The following is a 22338-nucleotide window of genomic DNA, read 5'->3' on the forward strand; positions in this document are numbered from 1 at the left end:
CGCGTCTCGCAGCGGCGCCAGTCGTATTCCGACGTCCAGTAGCGCGCGAGCTCGCGGATCGCCGCGAGTTGCACGCCCTGCGAACGGTCGGCGACGAGCTCGCGGGTCGGCCAGCGCGTTGCCTCGACGCGGCGGCGCAGCTCGTCGAGATCGCGTTGCGGAACGTCGACCTGGAACGGGCGGATCGCGGTGTCCGCGTTCGCAAGCGTGGTGTCGCTCATGATCGTGCCTCCCGGGTTGCGCCCGTCGAGTGTTCGTCGATCGTGAAGTGAGCGGACGTGCGGCGGTGAGGGTAGAACCGAGGGCTTCAGAACACCACCGGTCGACTACGTGCTGTGCGTCGTGAACGTGCGCGTGGTGCCGTGCACGATCCCCCGCGAGTTCGACGCGACCACTCGGTAGAAGTACTTCGTGTGTGGCGACAGCCCGGTGAGCTTCGAGCTGAGGAAGATGCCCGCGTTGGTCGTGACGTGCCGCGGATCGGTCTCGGACCCGAACGTTTTGGTGGTTCCGTACTCGTACCAAGCCGTCGTCGGCGCGCCATCTGCGTAGAGGCGAGAGCGCACCGTCGCCGAGACGGACGTGATGCTCTTGATCTCGATCGGCACGATTGCGGGCGTACGAACCGCGGAGATCAGCGTGTTGGCGCGCGCGATCGACGGCTCGCCCTTTCGATCGATCACGGTGATCGTCGCGGTGTAGAGGCCGGGTGTCGAGTACGTGTGCCGGATTCGAGATGGCGGAGCGCCGCTTCCGCGCACGGCCGGCGCGCCGTCGCCGAAGTCGATCGTCCACGCGCCGGGCGCGCTCTGCGACGCGTCGAACGCGACGTTGGCCGAGCCGAACGCGGTGGCCGGTTCCCCCCAGATCCACGCCGTCGGACGCGTCGCGCTGGTCACGAGGATCGTCTGGTTCGCAGTCGACGTCGCGCCGGAACCGTCGACCACGGTGAGCCGCGCGCGGTTCTCGCCGGCCGTCCGGTACGTGTGCGCGATCGACGAGGGTGGCGCTCCGGAGCCGTGGCGCGTGACGCCGTCGCCGAAGTCGAGCGTCCAGCTCGCGATGTCGCCGGCGACCGCGCGGCTCGCCGCACCGTCGAATCGAACTGCGAACGGCGCAGCGCCCGAGAGCGGCGCGTCGACCGGTCGTAGCTGCGCGGCGCGCGGTATCGCCGGCATCGGTTGCGCGAGCTCGGCACCCGACGCGACCGTCGGCAGGATCAACGGCGGACGCGGCGACTGCGCGAAGTCGAACGCGGCGCGCAGATCGCCCGTCGACGGCGCGTTCTCGCGGACGGTCGGGCGCGGATCGGGTCGCCCGTCGGTCGTCGGATCGAGACGCGCACCTCCGAGGAAGCGATCCTCGATGAACCGGATCGTCGAGTCGAAGGTGTAGGTGCCGTGGTCGACGAATCCGGCTCGTGCGTACGGGCTGATCAACAGCATCGGTACGCGGATGCCGGCGCCGTTCGCATCGGCCGTCGGCGGCACGACGTGGTCGTAGAAGCCTCCCCAGTCGTCCCAGCCGAGCAGGATCGCGGTCGACGACCAGTCCGGACTCTGCATGATCTGGTTGATCACGTAGGTGACGTAGTCCTGACTCGCGGTGACGCGTGCGGGTGGGTGATCGCTGACCGGTTGCGTGGGCACCACCCACGAGACGGCCGGCAACGAGCCGGCACGCGCCGCGGCGACGAAGTGCTGGATCGATTTGATGTTCGGCGTCTGCTTGTCGTTCTGGACCGTCGTGAATCGCGGCAACGGGTTCCAGATGCTCCCGGTCTTCGAGCTCTGCGGCGCGGGAATGCAGCTCACCTGTGCCGCGTCCTCGCAGTCGGGCTCGGTGCCGTCGAACACGTAGTACGACCACGGCACCGAGAACTTGTCGAGGAGATAGGTGAGATCGGTCCACGCATAGCTCGGCACTTCGCCGTCGGGTCCGGAGTGGACGTACGGCGCGCCCGCGTCGTTCTCGCACGAGCTCGGGTCGCCCGCGCGGTAACAGCGCGCCGACCAGTCCGAGACCATGTACATGTGCTCCGGCAGACTCCACGACGCCGCCGGCGTGAACATGTGGTCGAGCAACGTGTAGTTGTCGGCGTACGCCCAGTAACTCGGAATGTCGGCGCGGAGCCGGTAACCCATCACGTCGGGCACGGGCTTACCGCCACCACAGTTCGGGTTGGACGGTCGACACGCTGCCAGCCAGCTGGCGATGAAGCCGTCCATCTTTCCGCCGTCGACGTCGCGCACCGAGCTGCCCGCGGAGTGCGGCCCGCCGCGATCGACGTCGTCGGTGTCGTGGAACACGGGTACGCACGCGTCGCCGTGGCGCGGGTCGGTCGCGCAGTTCGTCGGGTCGCCGTTCTTGTCGAGCGTGAAGCCGTCGGCGCCGGGATACATGCCGAAGTACTCGTCGAACGAGCGGTTCTCCTGCATGACGACGACGACGTGCTTGATCTTGTTCATGTCGGGCTTCGCGCTCGAGGCCGTCAGCACGGCGGTCGGCGGTGTGCTCGCGCCGCCCACGCGGGCGCCGCCGCCGATGATCAGGAAGCCGAGGCAGAGCGCGATGGTGACGACGCGCGCACGCCGTGCACCGCTCTCGTGTGGACGCGACTCGTACCCCGACACGAGACCCCCCGGAACCGCCCTCGCAGGAGCGTAGCGAGGCGGACGTGAGCGCAGATCGCGAGCCTGCTCTCGATCTCCTGACTCTCAGCAGCCCCAGTGCTGCTTCGGTGTGAGCCGGAGGCCGCCGTTCTCGTTGCAGTCCCAGAGGTAGATGGTGCCGGTCGCGTTCTCGAACGTGCCGGTGCCGCCCGTCGCGACCAGCGTGATCTGCTGCACCGACTTTCCAGGGCAACAATGCTGGGTCTCGTACCCGCCGGTGACCGTGCCGGACACGGTGCCGTCACGACGCGTGATGCTCCAATCGCCGCCGTTGTATCCGGCGCCGCCGTGCCCACTGCTGTTGATGACGCAGAGGCCCAGGTGCAACTTCTCGCGGCCGGTCGCCGTGCCGTAGACGCGTTGCAGCGTCCAGCGCTGTTCAGGGGACGGCTTCGTGATGCCGCCGGACCACGGACACGTGCGATCGACACCGCCCGTTCGGCCGCTGCCGCTGATCGGGTCGTTGCTCACCACGGAGTGAAGTGGCCCGGCGGCCGCGGCCGGGCCCACCTGCACGAACGGCACGATCAACAACACCGCCACCGTCACCGCGAGCCGTCGCATCATCCTGCACCCCCACTTCCGGCGACCCGCACTCCCGCGGGGACTCGCGCGGACGGTACCAGCGGTGGGGCCACGCCCATCGAGTTGCCGCCTCGCAGCACCTAGGCTCCGCGCGATGACGCAGCAGGAAGCGACGTGAGCGACACCGACGGCCCGTCGACGGGGTGGCGGCTCGAACCGCGCGGCGATGTCGACTTCGCCACCGCGCCCGAGCTCCAGGCGCAGATCGTCGACCTGATCGAGCGCGGTGCGCGGCTCGTCGTCATCGATCTCGGCGCCGTGACCTTCCTCGACTCGAGCGGGCTGCGCGCGCTGGTGCACGGTGCGCAGGCACTCGAGGCGGTCGACGGTCGCCTGCTCGTGGAGAACGCGACCGGAGCGGTCGCGCGCGTGCTCGAGCTGACGGAGCTGATCGAGAAGCTCACCGGCCACGAGCCGGCGTAGACGCGACGCGCGGCCCGGCCCGCCGGAGGCAAGCGGTGGGTTCGGGCACCTTGACCGGTGTGGGCCTCGGCGGTAGACAGCCGCTCGGGAAGCGACGAGCGACGATCGCCGGGAGCGTGGGATGAACGGAATCCGCAGGGTGAGGTCGCGCGCGATGGTCTCGGTCGCGTTGTGGTCGTCGATCGCGATGCTCGGCGCGTTGAGCGCCCCGGCGTTCGCGGCGAGCCGGACGAGCTCGGCGTCGGCGCAGGCGCGCTGGCAACACACGATCGCGCAGCTCGCGACGCCGGGATCGGGTTGCTTCGACGCCTCGTATCCCGCGCTCCGGTGGCACGCGACTCCGTGCGCGGTCGCGCCGCAAGTTGCGTATGCGCCGGCGAGTCCTCAGGCCGTCGGCGACGGCAAGGACTATTCGGCCGTGGTGACCGGCCTCATCTCGAAGGCGACCGGCACGTTCACGAACGTGAGCCCCAACATCACCGAGAAGGGCAAGCCCGGGAACCAGGGCGCCGCGAAGGCGAACACGTTCTCGCTGCAGCTCAACAGCGAGTTCTTCTCGAGCCCGCGCTGCTCGGGTGCGAGCAAGCCGGCGAAGTGCGTGGGCTGGGAGCAGTTCGTCTACACGACGGCTCCCAACGACGTGTTCATGCAGTACTGGATGCTCGACTACGACACGAACTGCCCGAGCGGCTGGTTCACGTACAACGTCGCCGGACACGTCTACTGCTACACGAACAGTCCCGCCGCGCACGTGAAAGGCGGTGCGATCACCGCCAAGGACCTTGCCCGCGTACAACTCGCCGGGCAGGCGGTCGCCGGTGGCAACGACCAGGTGTCGCTCGCGCTGGGATCCGGCACGGCCACCGCGGTATCGAACCGCGACAACGTGGTCACGCTCGCGTCGTCGTGGCACAGCGCCGAGTTCGGTGTCTACGGCGATGGCGGCGGCGGCTCGGCGAACTTCGGAAAGAACACGACGCTGCAAGCGCAGACGACGTTGATCGCGTCGACCTCGGCGGCTCCGAAGTGCGTGAAGGAAGGCTTCACGGGCGAGACCAACAACCTCAACCTCGTGCACACGCCGGCCCTCGGGAGCCAACCGTCACCGACGATCGCTTCCCGGCAGACGAACGCGGCCGCGTCGAAGGCGAGCTGCGCGTCCGCGCCCGGCACCTGAGCCGTATCGGGCCGTTCACGCCCTGAGATCGAGCGAGTCGAGGAACACCGCAAGCTCGCAGACGTTGTGATCCGTCCGAAGCGCGACAGGGCCGTGAGGTTCTGTCATGCTTGATGGTTCGATCGAGCCAGTCGCGGGACGATGATCAACAGCCTCAACTCTCCGGATCACAAGCTCTACCGATGGCAGCTCGACGCGCTCGTCGCGTGGTTGCGCTGCGGCCGTCGGGGGGTCATCGAGGCGGTCACCGGGGCGGGGAAGACCGAGGTCGCGATCGCGGCCGCGTCCGATGCGTTGCGGCGCGGCCGCTTCGTGCTCGTGCTGGTTCCGTCGCGCGTCCTCATGGAGCAGTGGCACACCGCGTTGCGCGCCAAATTGCCGGACGCACGCATCGGACGCCTGGGTGACGCGGGGCGCGACACCGCGGACAGCTGCGACGTGCTCGTCGCGACCCGTCATTCGGCCGCGGCCTACAAGCCGGTGCCACCGGGTCCCGCGGGCGGGTTGCTGATCGCCGACGAGTGTCACGGCCTCGGAGGCAAGTCCTTGCGCAAGGCGCTGCTCTCCGAGTACGAGGAACGCCTCGGACTCACCGCGACACTGGAGCGCAGCGACGACGCGGTGACCGAGCTGCTCCTGCCGTTCTTCGGCGGCATCTGCTACCGCTACGGATTCGAGCACGCGATCGCCGACGGTGTGTGCGCCCGCCCGCGTGTCGCGTTCGTCGGCGTGCCGCTCTCGCACGACGAGCGCGCCGAGTACGTCGCGGTCGAACAGCGACTCGTGAACGCGCGGCAGCATCTGCGCCGCGTGCGCGAGATGCCGGTCGAGTCGTTCGGCGACTTCCTCGCCGCGGTCGCGCACCTTGCGGAACGAGACGCGGGTGCCGACGGTCGCGCGGCGCGCGACTACCTCGACGCGTTCTCCAAGCGCCGACACATCGTTGCGCAGTCGACCGGGAAGTACGACCTGCTCGGCCGGCTCGCGCCGGCGATCAAGGACTCGGAAGGCGCGCTCGTGTTCACCGAGACGGTGCGCGCCGCGAACCACGCGATCAATCGGCTCGATCCGCACGTGGCGGTGGAGCTGATCACGGGCTCGACGGCGCGTGGGCAACGGCGTGAGATCCTCGACGATCTCCGCGTGCGCACGCTCGACGCGGTGGCGGCGCCGCGCGTGCTCGACGAGGGCATCGACGTGCCCGACGCGAACCTCGGCGTCGTGATGAGCGCGAGCCGAACCCGCCGGCAGATGATCCAGCGCATGGGCCGGATCCTGCGCCGCAAGCGTGCCGGGGTGGCGGCACGCTTCGTCATCATGTTCGCGAAGGACACGCTCGAAGATCCGAACGACCGGTTCGAACGCGACGGGTTCATCGACGAGATCGAGCGCATCTCGGAACGAAGCGGGATCTTCGACAGCACCAACTTCGACGCCCTCGACGAGTTCCTCGCCGCACCGGGACCAGCGGTCGTTCCCGAGCCGGAGCACGTCGAGCAGCAGGGGAGTGCCGTCGATCCGGGTCTCGATCTCGAGACCGCATACGCGCTCCTTGCCTTCTCGAATCGCGATCACATGGGCGACGCGCGCATCGCCGAGCTTCGGCGCCTCGAGCCGCAACTGCCGCAGCCGGCCGACGCGCCGCCGCGGTACCTCGAGATCTCGCTCTCGAACCTCCCGCCCGTGCTGAAGCCCAAGGTCGCGCCGAAACGGCTGTCGACCGGCGAGGTCGCGCTCGAGATCGCGCGTGTCGGCGACGGCTGGCGGATCAGCTGCACGGGCTGCGGCGAGTCGTCACCCCTCATGCAGTTCCGGTGGCAGGCACTCGACCAGACCGTGCACTGCCGCTGCGGTTGAGCGTGCGCGCCGGCCATCCCGCCGACTCGCAAGCGCTTCCCCACAATGCACCTGCAGGTTCGGCCGTCCTGGGGCTACCGCGACGGGATCCGCATACCCGCCTCGAGCCCGCTCGACCGCACGTCGTCCTGCACGAGATCGGCATTGATCGACATGGCGGCGGTCGCCGCGGCGCCGGCGGCGGCGATGACGGATCCGCGCGGGTCGACGACGTTGCCGGCCGCCCACACGCCGGGCGTACTCGTGCGGCCGTCGCGGCCGACGACGACGAGACCGTCGGCATCGACATCGACGCCCATTCCTGCGAGCAGACCGTCGCGACGCCCGACGTTACGCGGGCGGATGAACGCGGCGGACCGCGGAACGACCCGACCGTCGGTGAGCGCGACGCCCGTCAACCGGTCGCGCTCGACGACCAGCCGTACGACCTCGCCGTCGACCACGCGAATGCCGCGCGCCGCGAGCTGCGCGCGTGCTTCGGCGGACACGGCCATCGTGTGCGTGAAGAAGACGACGTCGTCCGACCACTGCCGCACGAGCTGCGCGTGCATCACGGCCCCGGGGTGCGTGCCGAGCACTGCGATCGGCTGATCGCGCACCTCCCAACCGTGGCAGTAGGGGCAGTGCAGAAGATCGCGGCCCCACCGTTCCCGCGCGCCGGAGATGTCGGGAAGCTCGTCGACGACACCCGTCGACACCAGGATGCGTCGCGCCGACACGGTTCCATCGTGAGCGAGCTGCACGACGAATCCGGGTTCGATCGCAGACACCGTGTCGTCGATGATCTCGACGCCGTATCCCGTGATCTCCGCGCGGCCGGCGGCGAGGAGCTCGGCGGGCGGCATGCCGTCGCGCGAGAGGAAGCCCTGCATGTGCGCGGCGGGGGCGTTGCGAGGCGCGCCGGCGTCGATGACCGCGACCGTGCGCCGCGCCCGTCCGAGGACGAGCGCGGCGCTCAGGCCCGCGGCACCACCACCGACGATCACCACGTCGTAGTCGTGCTGCTGCATGACGTTCACGCGGCGAGCGCGGGGCTCGCGAACGGCACGTCGACGGCATCCGTCGAAGTCTTGAAGCCCTTGACCGTCATGTACACGCCGATCGAGAACTCCCACGCCGCGATCGGCAGCGCGAACACCAGCGCGGTCGATGAGCTCTGCGACCATCCACCGAACATCGTGACCAGGCCGGAGGTGAGCAGCAGGGGCGCACCGACGATGCCCATCAGCGGGATGAAGCGGGGTGCGAGGCGGAAGCGGTACATCACCGTCGCCAGGAACAGCGCGTTGATGGCGGGCATCGTGCCGGGGCCGAACAGGAACGCCCAGTGGTGTGCGGCGAGGAGCGACCGGCTGGCCGTCATCATCGACGCGGTGTCGCCGCCGCTGCCGCGGAGCGTCACGATCGACAGCAGGCTGATCGCACCGACGACGAGGATCACACCCTCGATCGTGCGGGACGCGAGGAACCCGATCGCGGCCGTGGGCCGGAGGCGCCGGACGACCGGGAACAACGCGATCGCGGTGCCGACGCCGGCGAGGGCGCAGACGAAGTCCATGAGGCAGGCGAGGATCACGCCCGTGTCGCTGCCGTGCCCGAGGATCCACTCGGGGTGGTTCACGAGCGGCGCCTTGAGTCCCAGGGTCGGGATCGAGGCGACGAACGTCACGAGGTAGAGGACGCCGGCGGCGAGGGCGAGCTTGCGGGTCTTGCGGTCCATTTCAGTCCCCTTCGGTTCGGAGCTGCGTCACGGACACCAGCGGGATGCCGATGTCGCGCAGCTTCTGGATCAAGCCGTGCAGCGCGGCCTGGTCGACGACCGGACCCCGGATGACGGTGGTTCCGTCGTCGGCCCGAGCGAGGCTCAGCCCGTCGAACCAGGCCGACCACCGGGACTCGAGATGTCCCTGGACTCGGATCTCGTACTGCACGAACGCAACGTACGAACCGATGTGGTGAGCCCACATCGCCACATGTGGTGATTGACGTGGTGATTCGCTCGGGCTCTAGAGGCCGAGCTCGTCCGCTCTGCGAACCGCTTCCCGCCGGTTGTTCACGGCGAGCTTCGTATAGATGCTCTTCGTGTGCGTGCGCATGGTGTTCAGCGACACCGTGAGCTCGCGCGCGATGTCGGGTCCGCTGAGATCGCTGCGCAGCAGGCGCAGCACGTCGAGCTCGCGATCGCTGAGTGGGTCGACGAGCGCGTCCTGGCGGGGGCGAGCCGGGCGTGAGCCGCTCGCGAGCGCGTCCCGCAGCTCGTGCAGGCGCCCACCGAGGTAGTCGAAGACGCGGACGTAACCCTCGGGTTCCGCGAGGGCGACCGCGCGCCGCAGTGCGTCGAGCGCGCGGGGCGTGTCGCCGCGCGCGTCGTAGGTGAGCGCCTGCACGGCGAGGATCTCGATCACGCTGCTCCCGCGGGCGCCGGCCTCGGCGGCCGCGAGCAGACGGTCGAGCATCGCGCTCACCTGCTGGAGCGCGCGCTCGTCGGGGGCGTCGTTGACGATGATGATCGCCAACGTGATGTGCTCGAACTCGGTGACGTAGCGCAGCTCGTCGGCGGTCGACAGGTTGCGCTCGCGGATCCACGCGCGGGCCGGATTGAGGTCGCCTTGACGAACGTATGCGCGCGCCCGCCGCGCGCCGATCGGTCGAACCGCGGGGGAGAAGTCGGTGTCGTAGACGCGTTCGGCTTCGTCGAGCAGCGTGAGGCACGCCGCGATGTCGCCCGCGGCCAGCCGCAGTCCCGCCTCGACGGCCCGCGATCGATAGGGATACTGCCGCGTTCCGAACAGCTCGAGCTCCCGCGCGCGCTGCAGCTGCTCTGCGGCCCCTTCGCGGTCGTCGCGCTCACGCAGGATCTCCGCCAGACCGACGTACATGTCGGCCGCGCCCCGCAACGGACCGGCACCGTGGTCGGCGAGCAGCTGCAGGTTCTGCTCGTACAGCAGTTGTGCGTCGCGCAGCCGGCCCTGGGCGATGCGGATGTCGGCCATCGCGATCGACGCGCTGAGGATGTCGGCGATGTGGCCGGCGCGGTGCATCGCGGCAATGGAGTCGGTGTATTCGGCGAACGCGGTGTCGAGGTCGCCTTCGGACCACGCGGCGAGCCCGAGGAGCGCGTGGGCGGCGGCGCGGCCCATGTCGTCGTCGTCCGGCGCGAGGGCGAGCGTGCGGCGAGCATGATCGACGGTGGCGACGGTATCGCCGCGTATGAGCGCCAATGCCGCGCGGTACATCTCGACCGCCCCCGGTAATGCGCGCCGCTGCGCCTCGTCGACGACGATCATCCCTGCGGCTTCGCGCGTCGGGGGTTCCAGGGCGAGCCACCGCTCGACGCCGTGCAGCCGGTCTTCGACACGATCCATCTCGCCGGTCGACATCAACGCGCCGACGAATCCGATCGCGAGCACCGGCCGCTCGCGCACGACGGCGTCAGGAATGAGCTTCTCCCACGAGCGGATCGTCGCGTCCTGGCGGCGGCGACGCATCGAAGGCAGCGCGAGCTCGACGAGCTCCGCGGCGCGGTCGACGTCGCCGGCCGCGAGTGCGTGCCGGATCGCGTCGGACGGCTCGTCGTGCGCCGCGAACCACGCGCTCGCCCGGCGGTGCAGCTCCGCGGGCGCATCCGGCTCTTCGTCGAGGAGCCGCGCGCGCAGGACCTCGGCAAAGAGATGGTGATACCGGTACCACTCGCGTCGCGCGTCCAGCGGGATCACGAAGAGGTTCTCGCGGTCGAGCGCCTCGAGCGTCGCCTTGCTCCCGGTCGTGCCCGTGACGGCGTCGCACAGCGCCCCCTGCAGGCGATCGAGCACCGACGTGTGGAGCAGGAACTGCCGGACCGATTCGGGTTGGCGTTGCAGCACTTCGCCGGCGAGGTAGTCGACGATGAAGCGGTCGTCTCCCGCGAAGTCGGCGATGAAGCTCGCGACGTCGTCGCGGCCTTGCAACGACAACGCCGCGAGCTGGAGCGCCGCGATCCAACCCTCGGTGCGCGCTTCCAAGGTCGCGATGTCGCCGGTGGTGAGCTCGAGGCCCATCGCGCCGTTCAGGTACGCGGCCGCCTCGTCGCCGGTGAAGCGCAGATCGGCAGCGCGAATCTCCAGCAGCTGACCGCGCGCTCGCAGGCGCGGCAGCGGCAGCGGCGGGTCCGACCGGCTCGTGATCGCGAGGCGTACGCGGTCCGGCAGGTGGTCGACGAGGTACGCCACGTCGTCGTGGTCGGGGCGATCGAGCACATGGAAGTCGTCGAGCACCAGGATGACGTCGCGATCGAGGCCGTGCAGCTCGTTCACGAGGGTCGCCAGCACCGCGTCCGACGGCGGGCCTGCCGCGTCGAGCAGCGCGCGTGCGTTCGCGCCGAGGCCGGGTACCGCGGACTCGAGCGCGGCGAGCACGTACGCCCAGAGGGTCCCGGGGTCGTTGTCGCGCTCGTCGAGCGAGAGCCACGCCACCGCGCCGCCCGCTTCCGCGACGGTGTGCAGCCACGCGGTGACGAGTGTCGTCTTGCCGAACCCGGCGGGTGCCGACATCAGGATCAGCTTCGCGTCGACGGCGTCGTTCAATCGCGCGAGCAGACGCGGGCGTGCGACGAGCGTGCGCCGCGCCCGTGGAATGTGCAGCTTGCTCTCGAGCAGCGGATTCGCCGGCGATTCGTTGCGCACGCCGGGTGTGTAGCACGTCGATCGGGCCGCGGTGCGTGCTGTCGAGCCGCGACTCGGGCTACGAGCTGACCGCCGTCGTCACTCGCCCGATCTGCTCGTTGGTCGCATCCGTGAACCACATCGCACCGTCGGGACCGGTGACGATGTTCAACGGGCTTCCGATCCGCGGGTCCGAGAAATCGTTCACGTGCCCGCCCGTCGTCATCCGACCGATCGAGCTCGCGCCGGTGTTCGTGAACCACAGCGCGCCGTCGGCGCCGGTCGTGAGATCCCATGTGAGGCCGGGAGCCGCGTGCTTCGTGACGCGACCCCGAGTGGTGATGCGGGCGATGCCGTCGCTCACCGCGGTGTACCAGAGCGCCCCGTCCGGGCCGGACGTGATCGCGGTCCCGCACGCCGCGCCACCGCAGTAGAAGTTGATCGTCGGATCGAAGTTCGTGACCTTGCCGCGCGTCGTGATCCGTCCGATCGAGCCGCAGACCGTGCGGCAGTGGTCGCCGTAGTTCGTGAACCACAGCGCGCCGTCGGGGCCGGCGGTGATGTCGCGCGGGCTGGCGATCGTCGGGTCGTGATAGATGGTCACCTGCCCGGCCGTGGTGATCCGGCCGATCGAATCGAGGCTGTTGGTGAACCACAGCGCACCGTCCGGGCCGGTCGCGATGCCGCCGCTCGGTGCGACGCCGCGCGCGTGGAAGAAGGTGAAGTGACCGGTCAGGTCGATGCGGCCGATCGATCGCCCGTTCGCGAACCAGAGCGCACCGTCGGGCCCCGCCGTGATCGAGCCCGGTGCAAAGAGCCTTGCCGACGTGTACTCGTGCAGGTCGCCGCTCGTCGTGATGCGTCCGATCGCGTTCAGACTCGTGAACCACAGCGCGCCGTCGGCTCCGGTCGTGATGCCTTGCGGATCGCTGATGCCGGTGAAGAAGGTGAAGCAGCCGACCTGATGTCGACTGCACGCGTCGGCCGCGGCGGGTCCCGCCGACGCGATGCCCGCGAGCATCGTCGACACGCACGCCATCAGCGCGACCACCAAGGTGAGCCTGTGAGTCGAACGGCGTCGCCGCGTGCCGTCGCGATGCATGTGCGCCCTCCCCACATTCGAACGTCGCGAACGATACCGGCGCGCGCCGGGGCGCGGTAGAGGTACGACCCGCCTATTTCGGCTCGGCCGCGCGGCGCCGGTTGTACTGCCGCAGCGACCACACGTAACCCGCGAGCCCGAGACCGACGCTCCACGCGATCGCCGCGATCGCGTGGTCGCCGATCGCAGCGTTGGTGAGGAGACCGCGCACGGTGTCGGCAACGGGCGTGAACGGCTGATACTCCGCGAACTGACGCAGCCCGCCGGGCAGCGTGTGCGTCGCCACGAAGCCGCTGCCGAGGAACGGAAGCCACTTCAGGATCATGGGCGTGTTCGCCGCCGTCTCGACGCTCTTCGCGGCGAGTCCGAGCGCGACCGCCAACCAGATGACGCCGAACGCGCGAAGAACGCGTCGTCGACGTCCGCGGTGTGGGTCGTCAGCTGCTCGACGGCGTCAGAAACGATGGCGGGTCTGGGCGAACGTGCCCTTGCCGAAGGCGAGGACCTTCGTCGGCGCGACCGAGAACACGAGTGCGGCCCGGTCCGCGCCCGCCGCGCCGCCACCCGCTTCGGTCGGGCTGAAGAAGGCTCCGTCGCGCGCCTCGTACTGCCACTGCCCGTCCCACTTCGTTCCGAACGCGTCGGCGAGCCGGCGCAGGGTCGCGTCGTCGGTGTTCCGGACGGCCTCGCCCTCGACGACGACGTCGAGCCCGCGCTCCCAGTCGTTGGTTCCGGTGGTGAGGATCACGTGGGAGTTGGCGCGCAGGTTCAACGCCTTCTGCTCGGTCTCGCCGGTCGCGAAGTGCACGGCGTCGTCGACCCACACCGCGACGAGCGGGGTGACGTGCGGCCGTCCGTCGGCGCGAACCGTGGTGAGCCAGAACAGCTGGGCCGACTCGAGCACCGTCACGGTGTCGGCCCATGAGGTGGGCGACGCGTCCGGGGCGCTGAAACGAGCGTCGAGTGCAGTCGTCGGCGTGCTCATGGGAGCTCCTCGCGAGCGTGCGGTGGTTCGTCGATCGGCTTCGAGCAATTCTGACGATCGACGACCGCGAAAGCCACCGGCGTTCCGACGCGCGCGCTCCGATGGCCTACGGCGCGCGGTCGATGACGTGGAGCTCACCGCCGTTCGCATACGTCGTGTAGTACAGCGCGGCGTGGCCGCTGTACGAAGCGAAGCCCATCGCGATCGGGCCTTGGGGAGCCAAGCCGGTCGCGAACGCGGTCGCGGTCCAGCCCCCCGCTCCGTCCGGGCGCATCAGGAAGATCTTGTTGCAGATGTAGTCGGAGTACAGGTACCCGCGGTTGTAGTGCACACCCCACAGGCCGTTGGGTACGAACGCGGCGCCCGTGATCGACGCGCAATCGGTGGCCTCGTGCGAGTACGAGTACACCGGGTTCGTCATCCCGGGCGGAGGTGCGCCGCAGTCGACGAGCGATCCTTCGACGCAGTCGCCCTCGCGGGTGTTCCAGCCGAAGTTCGCCCCCTTCTTCGCCTGGTCGACCTCTTCCCACGTGCTCTCACCGACGTCGTCGACGAACAACCGAGTGTTCGTCGCGTTCTCGTCGAACGCGAAGCGGAACGGGTTCCGCAGCCCGTACGAGTAGATCTCCTGACACTTCAAACCGGTGGCGACGTAGCCCTCGTTGCAGCGCGCGGAACCCGCGCCCGTGAACGGGTTGCCCTGCGGGATGCTGCCGTCGGGCGCGATGCGCAGGACCTTCCCCTGCAGCGTGTTGAGCTTCTGTGAGATGCCGTTCGTATTGTCGTTCTCATCGCACGCGTGGCGACCGACGGTGTAGTCGCAACCACCGTCGCCGGTCGTGACGTAGAGCATGCCGTCCTTGCCGAAGCCGACGTCGCCCGCGTTGTGCTCGCCTGCGTACGACAGCATGTTGTCGACCAGCACGACCTCGCTCGCGGGGTCGATCGTGTTGCCGCTCATCGTGAAGCGCGAGACGCGATTGACCGGAACCTGCTCGTTGTAGCGCGGGCACTTCGGATACTTCTTGAACGTGTAGTACACGTAGAGGTAGCCGTTCGTCGCGAAGCTCGGGTCGAGCGCGATGCTGAGCAGCCCGCGCTCGTAACCCTTCGAGCAGACCTTCGACTTGATGTTCAGCGCCGGCTTCGCGAGCACGACGCCGTTCTTGACGATGTCGATGAAGCCGGTCTCGTCGACGACCAACATGCGACCGTCGGGTGTCTGCGCGAACGCGATCGGGAGGTTGATCGACGCGACGCGCGTGTCGGTGAAGCCGGACGGCAGCTGCTCACTCGGCACGCGGGTCAGGCTGTGCGCCGGCGTCATCGCGGCACCGACGAACGTCGCGATCGCAACGGTCATCGCCAAGGCGACCCGCCGCCCGTGCCGTCGAAGTGGTCGCGAGCGCCCCGTCACGCACGCGAGAACGTCGTCGTGAATGGCACTCCGTGCCTCGAGCCGTGTCATCGGATCCCTCCTCCCGACTCCACGGGCGCGCGTGGCGCGTGCCTGCGAGGTCGGCGACGGGCCGGATCCTTGCCGCGACGGGTTTGCGCAGCAACTGGGTGCGCGTCCCAGTCGCGGGCTTCCGAGCGACGACGAGGGGCGTCGTCAGCGGCCGGCGACGTTCGCGAGGTCGGTCGCTTGGCGGGCCCAGCTCGCGAACCCGTAGGTGCGGCAGAGCTCGGACGACTCGTCGAGCCACGCGGTCGCGGTCGCGTCGAGCGTGCGGTCTCGGCGGAAGCGATTCTGCGCGAGCGCGAACAACGTGGTCGCACGGTGATAGGTCCAACCGAACGCATCGCTGATCGCGAGCGCGGCGAACAGCGCGTCCTCGGCGCGCTCGTGCTCGTCGAGCAGCGACGCGAGCTTGCCGACGTACGCGGCGACCGGGCCCTGGCTCGTGACTCCGTTGTACGCGACCTCGTCGGCGAGGGGCTCGATCAACGGGAGCAGGTGCGTCGCGGCGCCGGCCTCGCCGAGCTCGATCGCGAGCACGGCGTAGCCGAGCACCGACGTCGTCCAGACGTTGTCGAGCGGAAGCTCCGCGAATCCCGAGCCCATGCCGTCGAGGAGGATGTCGCGTGCGACCTCCGTGCGACCCGCGGCCGCGCACACGATGCCGTGCGCGAGCTTGAACGGGAGCAGATCCGGGTTGTCGCGTGCCCCCTGCTCGACCAGTGCGAGCAACTCCTGGTGCCGGCCCGCGAACGTGCCGATGACGAAGGCCTCACCGGCGAAGAAGGAGAACGCGTCGGTCTCGCCGATGCTCAGGCCGAGGTCGAGCGTGCTCGCCGCGATGGTCTCGGCGTCGGTGAGGCGGCCGGCCATCATCGTCTCGAAGGTGTCGATCAAGCCCGCCGTCCAACGGAACCGAGGCTCGGCCACGCGGCGCGCGGCGACGCGCAGCTTGGCGCTCAACCGCGCCGCCGCCGGCGCGTCGGCGTACTCGACCGCGACGTTGTAGGCGCTGTGGTACGCGCTGAACTCGAGCGCGGGGTCGCCGGTCGTCTCCGCCGCGCGCACCGCGTCGGCGGCGACCCGGCTCCGCAGCTCCCGCCGCCCGGGCGCCCACGACGCGTTCACGACCGGGGGCCCGATGCGCGCGAGCAGCGCGGGATCGTCGACAGCGCGCGCCAGGTCGATGGCCTCGCCGGCGAGCGCGAGCCGGCGCGCGGCATCGCGCGTGTACATCAGGCTCTGCGCGAGCAGCGCGCGCAATCGTGCGACGGTCGCACGATCCGACGCCGGGGTCGCGGCGAGCGCGGCCTCGACCATCGACCGGTATTCGGGCGCGCGCTCGTCGAGGTGCATGAAGCCTCGATCCGCGGCGAACACCGCGCGCACGAGCGGGTCGGCCGCGCCGCTCCGCTGCGCGAGGCGCGCGCCGGTCTCGAGCATCTCGAACGCATGCGTGTCGCCGGTGCGGTGGAGCGCGTCGCCCAAGCGGACCATCAGGTCGGCCTGCTGGTCGTCGGGACGCCCGAGCGCGGTTGCGAGGTCGAGTGCGGCACGGAAGTGCTGCGCGGCCTCGGTCGGCGCGAGATGGTCGAGCGCGTGATCGCCGGCCCGCGTCGACCAGACCTGCGCTTCCGCGGCCCAACCCGCGAGCGCGCAGTGCCGCGCGATCTGCACGACGACCGCGGGCGGCAGCTCGTCGGCGCTCTTCTGCAACGCGCGCGCGGCGAACCCGTGAATCCGGGCGCGTCGAGAAGGGCCGACGTCGCCGTAGAGCGCGTTCGCGACGAGCGCGTGGGCGAAGCGCAGCCGTCGCAGCGGCGGATCACCGCCCACGATCAATCCCGCGCGCACGGCCGCGTCGAGCGTGTCGATCACCACGGTCTCGGGCCGCGGCTCCATGTCGAGCAGCACGTCCTCGGAGAACTCGAACCCGAGGACGGCCGCCGAGGTCAGCACGTCGACGGCGTCGTCCCCGAGCGCACGGACACGCGCCCACACCACGTCGCGCAGACTCGGTGGCACCGCGAGGCGCGCGTCGACGTCGAACGCGGTGTCGGCCCAGTGCCGGACGAGCTGCGACGCGTAGAGCGGATGACCGCCTGTCTGGGCGACGAGCGCGGTGAGGATCTCGTCGTCGTGCGCGCGATTCGGCGCGGCGTCCTCGACGAGGTCGCGCAGCGCGGAGGGCTCGAGCCCCGCGAGCGCGACGCGTCGGGTCTCGCCCCGGTCGAGCTCGGCGAGCGTGAGGCGGACGGCGTCGGTGTCGTCGTCGGGCCGGTCGCGGCTGCTCACGACGAGCAGCACGGCCGCGTCGACGAGGGCGTGCGCGAGATGACGCAGCAGCCGGAGTGTCGTCGCGTCCGCCCACTGCACGTCGTCCAGCATCAGCACGAGGGGACGGTCGCGACTCGAGCGAACGAAGACGTCGGTGACGGCTTCGAACACGAGGAAACGCTGGGTCGCGTCGTCGGTCTCGGTCGGCACCGGTGCCGTCGGGACGCGGTGGGAGAGTGACGGGCAGAGCCGGAGCAGCTCGCCCCCGTGCTGCGCGACGTGCGCGGCGAGCAGTGGCGCGGGCGCGTGGCGGACCAGCGTCGTGAGGACGCTGCGGAACGGCTGGAGCGCGACACCGGTCTCGTCGCACCGCGCGTAGAGCACCGAGGCCGATTCGGAAGCGGCGACGCGACGCGCGAACGAGCCGAGCAGCGCGGTCTTGCCGATGCCGGGTTCGCCATCCAGCACGACACTGCGCAGGCGCGACGTGTTCGCGACCGATGCGAGCTCGCCCGCGAACAGCTCGAGCTCCGTGGCGCGGCCGACGAAGCGAACGTCGTGCGCGAGCTCGGCGGGAGGCGGGAGGTCGATCGGCGCCTGCCCGCGACTCGGAGTCTCGCGGTCGACCATCGCGCGCTCGACGCCGTCCCAACCCGTCGCGACGCGTCGCTCGATGCGGACGACCTCGGGTGAGGGTTCGGTGCCGGCATCCTCGACGAGCAGCGTCCGGTAGTCCTGGAAGGCCCGCAACGCGTCGGCTTGGCGCCCGTCGCTCGCGAGCGCGCGGATCAGAAGGCCGCGCGACCGGTCACGGAACGGATACTGCGCGATCTGGGTCCGGAGCAGTGCGACCGCGTCACTCGGGCGGCGCATCACGACGAGTGCCTCCGCGAGGTCGTCGACGGTGCCGCCGTGGATCTCGGTGAGCCGCGCGATCTCGCCGTCGGCCCAGCCTTCGCCGGTGAACTCCTCGAGCGGCGAACCGTTCCAACCTGCGAGTGCAGCCTCCAGCGCGCGCACGTGATCGTCGGACGCATCCTCGACGACTCGCGCCGCGTTCCCGACCGCGGCGCAGAACCGGGCCGCGTCCACGCTCCCGCTGAGCGCATAACCGGTGCTCCCGGTCTCGAGCAGCTCACCGCCGAGCGTCGCGCGCAGACGGGAGACGCCGGTGCGGAGCGCGCCGGGGGAGAGGTCGAGGAGGTCGGCGAGCCACTCCGAGCGCAGGGCACGGGGCGCGTGCAGGGCGAGGATCGCGAGCAGACGGCGTTGCGTCGCGCTGGGCACGGCGATCAGGGAACCGTCGGCTGCGACCGCGTGGACGCCGCCCAGGACCCGGACCCCCGTCACGGCCGCCCCCCGCCCCGTCACGCCCGCAAGTCTCCCACCTCGTCGGGTGAGCCCCCGACGACGCGGATCTGTAACACGGCCTTGGGAGGATCCGTCGATGGCAATCGCGAAGCGGACGCGTGGGTCGGCCCTGGCCGTGTGCCTGGCCGTTGGCCTCTCGATGACGGGCGTGGTGGCGCCGTCGACGGCGGCTGCGAGCGGTTCCGCGGGGCCACCGGTTCGGGCCAAGCCCGCGGGCCCGCTGTCGGTGCGGCTGCAGGCGCTGGCGGCCGCGAGCGCGGGCGGGGCATCGCCGTCGGCCGCCGCGCAGGACTCGGCGGTCGGCCTGCCGGCCCGCGGTCCGGCCTCACTGCTGCACAGCCGCGACGGCCGCCTGATCGTCGAGGTCCGCACGGCCGACACGTCGGCGGCGACGATCGCACGACTCCGAAGGGTCGGCGCCGTCGTCAACGTCGCGAAGCGGTGGCGTACGACCACGCTGGCCATCGCGCCGACGCGCCTGACCGCGCTCGCGCGAATCACCGGCGTCCAGAGCGCGATGGAGAGCCTCGCACCGGTGACGAACTCGGTCGCGGCGAACCCGACGCCCGCCGCGGCGGCGAGCGGTGCGTGCGGATCGGTCCACTCGGAGGCCGACGCGCAACTCCGCGCGAACGTCGCGCGCAATCACGACTTCGTCGACGGGTCCGGCCAGACCGTCGGCATCCTCTCCAACTCCTTCGACGCCCAGCACGCGGCGGCCGACGTCGCGTCGGGAGACCTGCCCGGTCCGGGCAACCCGTGCGGCCGGCTCACGCCGGTGAAGGTTCTCGCCGACGACACGCCGGGAGCCGACGAAGGACGCGCCATGGCGCAGCTCGTCCACGACATCGCGCCGGGCGCGGCGATCGACTTCGCGACGGCCGACGAGGGCACGATGGACTTCGCGTCGAACATCGGCGCGCTCAAGGCGGCGGGCGCGAACGTCCTCGTCGACGACTACACCTACTTCGCCGAGCCGTTCTTCCAGGACGGCCCTGTGGCGGTCGCGGTGAACGACGCGACCGCCGACGGCCACACGAACTACTTCTCGTCCGCCGGCAACTTCAACGTCGTCGCGGGCGGGCACGACGTCGGTTCGTACGAAGCGGCGAAGTACCGCCCGACCGCGTGCCCACCGGCGGTTGCCGCGTACGGCGCGGGCGAGCACGACTGCCACGACTTCGATCCCGGTCCGGGTGTGAGCAACGGCGACACGTTGAGCCTCGGCGGGTTCAACGAGCTCAAGCTCGACTTCCAGTACGCGGAACCGTGGTTCGGCGTCACCGACGACTTCGACGTGTTCCTCGTCGACGCGAGCTCGGGCGCGGTGGTCGCGGCGTCGACCGACGACAACCAAGTCACCCAACAGCCGTTCGAGTTCGTCGACATCTACCACTTCGACTCGACCGACGTGCGCGTCGTCATCGCCCGTCATTCCGGTCGGGGGCGCCCGCGTCTGAAGTTCTCCCTGCTCGGGAGTCGTGGCATCGACGCGGCGCAGTTCGCGACGAGTAGCGGACCCGACGTGATCGGCCCGACGATCTTCGGTCACAACGGCGCGGCGAATGCCGTGAGCGTCGCCGCGGTTCCGGCGACGAGCACGACCGATCCCGAGACGTACTCGTCGCGCGGCCCGGTGACGATGGTCTACGGACCGGTCGACGGGACCACAGCCGCTCCACCACTGCCGCGCGTCGTCCGGCTCGCGAAGCCCGACCTCGCCGCGACCGACTGTGTGGCGACGACCTTCTTCTCGTCCGGCGTGTTCTGTGGCACGTCGGCGGCCGCGCCGAACGCGGCCGCTGTCGCCGCGCTCATGCGGCAGCGCAACCCGAAGGCCCGCGCCAAGTTGATCGTGAACAAGTTGAAGGCGACGGCTGCGCCGATGGAGAACGGCACACCGCAATCGGTCGGTTCCGGTCTCGTCGACGCCGCTGCAGCCGTCACCGCCGTCGGCGGCAAGCCGCAGTACGCGAAGTTCACCGACGCGGGCATGGACTACCCGCTCGCGATCACGGCCGGCCCCGACGGCGCGCTCTGGGTCGGCAGCTACGGCGGAGAGATCACGCGCGTCACCACGAGCGGCGCGATCACGAACTTCCCGGACGCGCGGATCGGCTACACCGACGGCATCGCGACGGGCGCCGACGGCAACATCTGGTTCACCAACAAGCTCGCGAACCAGATCGGCCGGATCACGCCGGCGGGGGTCGTCACGATCTTCACCGACGCGACCCTGAGCGGACCGTCGTCGATCACGAGTAGGCCCGACGGCGCACTCTGGTTCGTGAACGCGACCTATCCCAACTACTCGGTCGGGCGCATCGCGACCGACGGCACGATCACGCGGTTCACCGATCCGAGCATCAACGGCCCCGGGCAGATCACGACGGGACCCGACGGCAACCTGTGGTTCACGAACCTCGGGCCGCCCCGCTCGGCGTCGGTCGGTTCGATCGGACGCATCACGACCGCGGGGGTGGTGACGAGCTACACCGCGGACGGCAAGGTCTACCAACCGGTCGGGATCGCGGTCGGTGGCGATGGCGCGCTCTGGTTCACGCAAGGCGACGCGCCCGGCCGCATCGGTCGTATCACGACGGCCGGGGAGATCTCGTACATCTACGACCCGAGCATCCTCACCGCGGGTCAGATGGCGAGCGGACCCGACGGCGCGGTCTGGTTCACCGACGGCGGCGGGCCGTCCCTCGGTGACGAATCGGTCGACCGACTGTCGATGAACGGCGTCGCCACGAGGTTCACGGACCCCTCGCTGGAGCGCCCCTCCGGGATCGTCACCGGTCCCGACGGGAACGTGTGGACCGCGAACTTCGACAGCAAGACGATCGGCCGCTTCACCGCGAGCTTCCGGCGGGTGAGTGTCGTCATGCATCCGACCATGAACACACCCTTCGGGATCACGAACGGTCCGGGCGGCGTGCTGTGGTTCACGAACCGCGACGGGAGCTCGATCTCACGCGTGTCGACCGCGGGTGTCGTCACCAACTTCACCGACCCGACGATCAGCGGACCGACGGGCATCGTTGCCGGTCCCGACAACGCGCTGTGGTTCACGAACAGCGGCAATCACAGCATCGGGCGGATCACGTGGAAGGGCGCGGTGAAGAGCTACACCGTGCCCGACATCGGCACCCCGCAGTCGATCGCGGCCGGGCCCGACGGCGCGCTCTGGTTCACGACACTGGGCGACGGTGTGGGCCGCGTCACGACCGCCGGACACATCACGATGTACCACGACGCGGCGATCGCGCGGTCGTACGACATCACGACCGGCCCTGACGGCGCGCTCTGGTTCACCGACCTCGGCCCGCTCACGACCGGGATCGGCGCGGTCGCGCGCATCACGACCGACGGCACGATCACGCGTTTCAGCGATCCGGTGATGCGAAGGCCCTTCGGTATCACCGCGGGACCCGACGGCGCGCTCTGGTACGCCGACATCGGCGGCAACTCGATCGGTCGGATCACGACGGACGGCACCGTGACGAACTTCACCGCTTCGGGTCTCAGTAGCCCGCGCATGATCACGGTCGGTCCCGACGGCGCGCTGTGGTTCACGATCGACGCGGACCTCGGACGCATGACGACCGCCGGTTCGTTCTCGAGCCCGCTTACGGTCGGCTTCGGCGGCCCGCAGGCACAGGCGCAGGACCTCACCACCGGGCCCGACGGTCAGCTGTGGTTCACCGGCCTCGACAACGTCGTCGGGCACGTCAACCTGGTCGACTACTTCTGATCACACGCCGGTGAGTTCGCGCGCGCCGATCGG

At 70.1% G+C, this 22338-nt stretch carries 16 protein-coding genes; 4 read left to right on the plus strand and 12 right to left on the minus strand.

The window, feature by feature from the left end:
* The 3 genes from VH914_03565 to VH914_03575 form a co-directional block, all read right to left on the minus strand.
* On the minus strand, positions 1 to 221 hold a 221-nt coding region (locus VH914_03565), incomplete at its 3' end, for an epoxide hydrolase N-terminal domain-containing protein (GenBank protein ID HEX4490262.1).
* A 105-nt stretch (positions 222 to 326) separates the two neighbouring features.
* Entirely contained in the window at positions 327 to 2633 is a 2307-nt protein-coding gene (locus VH914_03570; protein HEX4490263.1) for an alkaline phosphatase family protein, read from the minus strand.
* Between the two features lie 84 nt (positions 2634 to 2717).
* A complete protein-coding gene (locus VH914_03575) occupies positions 2718 to 3239 on the minus strand; it encodes a hypothetical protein (GenBank protein HEX4490264.1) in 522 nt (173 codons plus the stop codon).
* Between the two features lie 132 nt (positions 3240 to 3371).
* Here VH914_03575 and VH914_03580 point away from each other — a divergent pair, with 132 nt between their 5' ends.
* The 3 genes from VH914_03580 (at position 3372) to VH914_03590 (ending at position 6714) form a co-directional block, all read left to right on the plus strand.
* The gene (locus tag VH914_03580; protein HEX4490265.1) at positions 3372 to 3680 is read left to right on the plus strand and encodes an STAS domain-containing protein; all 309 of its coding nucleotides are present in this window, start codon (positions 3372 to 3374) and stop codon (positions 3678 to 3680) included.
* Between the two features lie 154 nt (positions 3681 to 3834).
* The gene (locus VH914_03585; GenBank protein HEX4490266.1) at positions 3835 to 4857 is read left to right on the plus strand and encodes a hypothetical protein; all 1023 of its coding nucleotides are present in this window, start codon (positions 3835 to 3837) and stop codon (positions 4855 to 4857) included.
* A gap of 141 nt (positions 4858 to 4998) precedes the next feature.
* Positions 4999 to 6714 carry a DEAD/DEAH box helicase gene (locus tag VH914_03590; protein HEX4490267.1) on the plus strand — a complete coding sequence of 572 codons (1716 nt, stop codon included), beginning with the start codon at positions 4999 to 5001 and terminating at the stop codon, positions 6712 to 6714.
* Between the two features lie 74 nt (positions 6715 to 6788).
* On the opposite strand, the gene VH914_03595 is transcribed toward VH914_03590, so the two are convergent.
* From VH914_03595 to VH914_03635, 9 genes are all read right to left on the minus strand, one after another.
* Positions 6789 to 7724, minus strand: coding sequence for an NAD(P)/FAD-dependent oxidoreductase (locus VH914_03595; GenBank protein HEX4490268.1), 936 nt, complete (start codon positions 7722 to 7724; stop codon positions 6789 to 6791).
* 5 nt (positions 7725 to 7729) lie between these two features.
* Entirely contained in the window at positions 7730 to 8434 is a 705-nt protein-coding gene (locus VH914_03600; protein ID HEX4490269.1) for a DUF4386 domain-containing protein, read from the minus strand.
* Position 8435: 1 nt separating this feature from the next.
* On the minus strand, positions 8436 to 8681 hold the full coding sequence (locus VH914_03605; GenBank protein HEX4490270.1) for a hypothetical protein: 246 nt from the start codon (positions 8679 to 8681) through the stop codon (positions 8436 to 8438).
* Positions 8682 to 8720: 39 nt separating this feature from the next.
* Entirely contained in the window at positions 8721 to 11375 is a 2655-nt protein-coding gene (locus VH914_03610) for a LuxR C-terminal-related transcriptional regulator (protein HEX4490271.1), read from the minus strand.
* A 58-nt stretch (positions 11376 to 11433) separates the two neighbouring features.
* The gene (locus VH914_03615) at positions 11434 to 12405 is read right to left on the minus strand and encodes a Virginiamycin B lyase (GenBank protein ID HEX4490272.1); all 972 of its coding nucleotides are present in this window, start codon (positions 12403 to 12405) and stop codon (positions 11434 to 11436) included.
* Between the two features lie 124 nt (positions 12406 to 12529).
* Complete coding sequence (locus tag VH914_03620) at positions 12530 to 12838, minus strand: ABC transporter permease (protein HEX4490273.1); 309 nt, start codon at positions 12836 to 12838, stop codon at positions 12530 to 12532.
* A gap of 72 nt (positions 12839 to 12910) precedes the next feature.
* Positions 12911 to 13441, minus strand: coding sequence for a pyridoxamine 5'-phosphate oxidase family protein (locus VH914_03625; GenBank protein ID HEX4490274.1), 531 nt, complete (start codon positions 13439 to 13441; stop codon positions 12911 to 12913).
* A 106-nt stretch (positions 13442 to 13547) separates the two neighbouring features.
* On the minus strand, positions 13548 to 14804 hold the full coding sequence (locus VH914_03630; GenBank protein ID HEX4490275.1) for a PQQ-dependent sugar dehydrogenase: 1257 nt from the start codon (positions 14802 to 14804) through the stop codon (positions 13548 to 13550).
* Between the two features lie 249 nt (positions 14805 to 15053).
* Complete coding sequence (locus VH914_03635; protein HEX4490276.1) at positions 15054 to 18548, minus strand: BTAD domain-containing putative transcriptional regulator; 3495 nt, start codon at positions 18546 to 18548, stop codon at positions 15054 to 15056.
* Between the two features lie 76 nt (positions 18549 to 18624).
* Here VH914_03635 and VH914_03640 point away from each other — a divergent pair, with 76 nt between their 5' ends.
* The gene (locus tag VH914_03640) at positions 18625 to 22305 is read left to right on the plus strand and encodes a S8 family serine peptidase (GenBank protein ID HEX4490277.1); all 3681 of its coding nucleotides are present in this window, start codon (positions 18625 to 18627) and stop codon (positions 22303 to 22305) included.
* Positions 22306 to 22338 lie beyond the last annotated feature (33 nt).

Source organism: Acidimicrobiia bacterium (assembly GCA_036271555.1).
Classification (GTDB): domain Bacteria; phylum Actinomycetota; class Acidimicrobiia; order IMCC26256; family PALSA-610; genus DATBAK01.